This is a genomic window from Vibrio sp. MM46 (assembly GCF_027587135.1).
Lineage (GTDB): Bacteria > Pseudomonadota > Gammaproteobacteria > Enterobacterales > Vibrionaceae > Vibrio > Vibrio harveyi.
The window spans coordinates 1-3223 of sequence record NZ_JAPPTO010000062.1 but is presented as its reverse complement, the minus strand read 5'-3'; the positions used below and the strand labels follow the sequence as shown (position 1 = coordinate 3223).

1 protein-coding gene is annotated in these 3223 nt (G+C 45.7%); it reads left to right on the top strand.

The window, feature by feature from the left end; translation table 11 throughout:
- On the top strand, positions 1–3223 hold a 3223-nt coding region (locus tag OH459_RS27755), incomplete at both ends, for a VWA domain-containing protein (protein WP_269989808.1).

Below are 3223 nucleotides of genomic sequence, written 5' to 3'. Positions count from 1 at the left end.
CGGTCAGCTAAGTGACGATGCAACGGTTGCGGTGACGGTTAATCCAGTGAATGACGCCCCAGAATCTACGCCAACAACTGTGACTCTGAATGAAGATGCGCAGGGCGCAGATGTATTGCTTGATTGGGCATCTTTCGGTGTGACGGATGTGGATTCTGCAGACGCTTCACTATCGATTCAGATTACCTCGCTGCCGACTGACGGATTACTTGAGTACAAAGACGCTCAGGGTGATTGGCAGGCTGTTCAAGCAGATCAAGTTCTCGATAAGTCGCAGTTTGACGCTGACGGTGTGAGATTTACTCCGGAGACAAACGAGTCTGGTGATAGTAGCTTTGGTGGTACCAATGTTGGTGACCAATCTGGTCATTATGCTCAAATTGGATTTAAACCAACAGATGGTCAGAACGAAGGTCAAGAATCGACGCTAACCATTGATGTTACCCCTGATGCTGATGCGCCAACCTTGAGCACCGTAACGCCAGGCTTGTCGGTACCTCTGCAAGAGTTCAATGTTACGTCTTGGAACAACGTCGTAGTGGGTTCTGGTAATGGGCTAGGTGTCACAGGTCAGGTTCTTATCAATGCAATTGATGCTCTTGATTCTGCTAACGGTAATCAATCCACAACTTCGAATGTGCAAGATACGTCGTCTTATGCGACAGCTGCAAATGAAGCAGTACTTGTGACAGGATTGGTTTACCTAGAAGCGGGTACAAGCTACGACTTCACTGGTCGCGCGGACGATAGCCTTGCAATCACAGTTGGTGGGTCATTGGTCGATGAAGCTCGTTGGGGTAATGCTCAAGGTACAATTACGGGTGGTGCATTCGTACCTACTGTTTCTGGATTCTACCCGCTAGAGATTTACCATCACAATCAAAGTGGTCCGGGTAACTTCAACGTCGATGTTTCTATCAATGGTCAAGCGCCAGTTAACCTAAGCAATAGTAACTTGGTTGTGGTTAGTGATGTTAACGCGTTAGACGCGACTGATATCAGAACCTCTGCACTACAAGAAGTGAATGGTGTTGAAGTCTACGAGACCTACCAAGTAAACGAAGGTCCTCAAGATACTGCGATTCCTCTATCTGAAATTAGAGCAAATCTAAATGATACTGACGGCTCAGAATCGCTTGAAGTGACATTGAAAGGTATTCCTGTAGGCGCGGTGATCTCGGATGGCACTAACTCAATTACTATTGCTAGCGCGGATGCGGTAGATGTAACCGGATGGGCGCTAGACGGACTGACGGTGACTCCTCCTGCAGGTTCTCATGATGATTTCACTATCACGGTAACTGCGACAGCAACAGAAGAGTCTAATGGTGATACTGCTGACTCTACGGCGACGATCAATGTAGTTGTGCATGAAAACTTGCCAACGAATACAGCAAGTGATGTTGTTACAACAGACGAAGATCAGCAGTTACAAGGTAACGTCCTGCTGAATGATTCAGATGGCGATAACGTTCTACTGGTTGACCATATCACGGTTAACAACACTGATTATGCGGTTGGTCAGACGGTATCGCTGAGCAACGGCACGCTGGTTGTGAACCAAGATGGTAGTTACACGTTCGACCCAGTAAAAGATTGGTCAGGTGACGTACCGACAATTACGTACACGACAAATACTGGAGCGACAGAAACACTAGATATTGACGTCGTAGCGGTAGCAGATAAGCCAACAATCAGTATCTCTGTGGGTGATATGTTGAAAACCGACGCGGTTGAGTCTAATCACAGCTTGGTAACATCGGCAACAAACAATACTCTGGCTCAGAACCAAATCATCGCAGATGCAATTGGTTTAGATGGCGTTCAACAAAGAGTGAATCCGGTCGCGAATGTAGCCTTGGGTAGTAACAACGACACCTCTGATACTGATTCGTTATTTGTCGGTACAAATTACAACGACACCTTCTATGGTGGCGCTGGTGATGATGTCTTTGTTGGTGGTCGTCAAAATGACTCTTTCTATGGTGACGATGGAAGATCTACAACGCAATATGATGGTAAAGACACGGTTTACCTAACTGGTAACTTCAGTGACTACCAGTTTACGTTTAAGAACAACCATAGTGGCCAAGTTCCGTATTGGATCTTCCTAGACAAGCGTTCAATCGATTCAGAAAATGACAATACGGGCTTTGAGGACCGTGGTGATCACCTGTACGAAATCGAGCGCGTTGTCTTTGCGGATAAGGTGATTGAGATAAATAAAGATGGCACTTACGAGGTTCTACAAGATCGTTGGGTGCCGATTGAAGTGGATGTTGACTTAGCTGACACTGATGGCAGCGAGTCATTAGCTCAAACAGTCCTTGTTGATGGTCTACCTGATGGTGTTGAGTTGTACGTCAATGGTCAAGCCGTTGCGGAAGAGCCAAGCGGTGGCTATATCGTGAACCTCGATGCTCAAGGCCAAGCTAACTTTGATGTAAAAGTACCATACGATTTTGAAGGTAGCCTGGACTTCCCATTAAGTGTCACTGCAACATCAGTTGAGTCATCAAACAATGACCAAGCGACTGAGACCGAATCGGCTCGAGTTTCAGTTCGCGATTACGAATACGTTACCGGTACGCACGGTGATAACGACATTACCGGTACAGCTGATGATGATATTATTGTTGGTGATGTCCAAGGTCTGCAGATTGTTGAGGGCGAGGATTACAACATTGCCTTTGTTCTAGATACTTCAGGCAGTATGGGTTATGACGTAGGTAAAGCAGAGACTGAGATTCAAACGGTACTTGATACCTTGATCAGCAGTGCTACCGGTTCTCATTCGGGTAAAGTGAATGTCTTGCTAACAACGTTTGCAACGAATGATAAGTTGCTGTTGGAAGTTGATTTGAGTGACCCAGACGCTTCAACGAAAATCGCGACTGCATTTGCAAACAATAGAGACAATGGCAGTGGTAACACAAACTATGAAGCTGCATTTGATTCAGTGCTAGATTGGTTTGCAGGTAAAGATAGTGATGCAAATAACGTCACATACTTTATCTCTGATGGTACGCCGAACCAAGCTGATCACAATAGCGCTTATGATTTGGCTTCGATGACTAATGTGGTGATTGGTGCTGAAAATGGCAAAATTATTACTTTGGGAGACGTGTTACCAAGCGATTATCAACGTGGTGATGTCGTGACTTACAATAACCAAACGGTTATCGCTAGCAACACAGAGGTTTATTCTTTGTCGACTGGCGAC